Raw genomic sequence first — 235 nt, forward strand, 5'->3', positions numbered from 1 at the left:
CGGCGACGTACAGGACATCGACGGCTGGGGCTTCACGACCAAGACCGGCATCTACGGCACCAATTATGTCCAGCGTGCCTTGATCACTGCGATCGGTCTTGGGGCGAACCGGCCGCAGGATGCGATCTATCCGACCTCGCTGAAGTCCGGCGACGGGGTAATCAAGCGGGCGTATAACGGGTCCGAGAATTACGTTCTCACGTTCAAAAAGGGACTTACGCCACCGGTTTCGGGA

1 pseudogene is annotated in these 235 nt (G+C 59.1%); it reads left to right on the top strand.

Going from position 1 to position 235, the window contains the following annotated elements:
• A pseudogene (locus tag ASE71_RS36755) lies at positions 1 to 235 on the top strand (hypothetical protein); the annotation flags it as partial.

The organism is Ensifer sp. Root954, from assembly GCF_001429005.1.
Lineage (GTDB): Bacteria > Pseudomonadota > Alphaproteobacteria > Rhizobiales > Rhizobiaceae > Ensifer > Ensifer adhaerens.